At 57.4% G+C, this 235-nt stretch carries 1 pseudogene; it reads left to right on the top strand.

The features are described 5' to 3' along the window. A pseudogene (locus tag KVT34_RS31210) lies at positions 1–235 on the top strand (EF-P 5-aminopentanol modification-associated protein YfmH); the annotation flags it as partial.

The raw sequence follows: 235 nt of genomic DNA, 5'->3' as shown, positions 1-235 counted from the left end.
AAAGGAGAAGCTCTGCACGAAGAGGGGGGCGGGCTCCTCAACCGGGAGCTTCCGACGAAGCTTGTACTGGAAGTCCTGCTGGGCGCAAGCGCCCCGATCTACCAGAAGCTGTACAATGAAGGGCCCATCTCGGACAATTTCAGTCATGAGTACAACTCGTCCCCGGAGTACGCGTCTTCCGCGATGGGCGGAGATTCGAAAGATCCGGATCTTCTGCTGAGCAGAATCCGTGAAG

The sequence above is a fragment of the Paenibacillus sp. GbtcB18 genome (genome assembly GCF_019091125.1).
Taxonomy (GTDB): Bacteria; Bacillota; Bacilli; order Paenibacillales; family NBRC-103111; genus Paenibacillus_F; species Paenibacillus_F chitinolyticus.
This window is presented reverse-complemented; position numbering and strand designations above follow the sequence as displayed.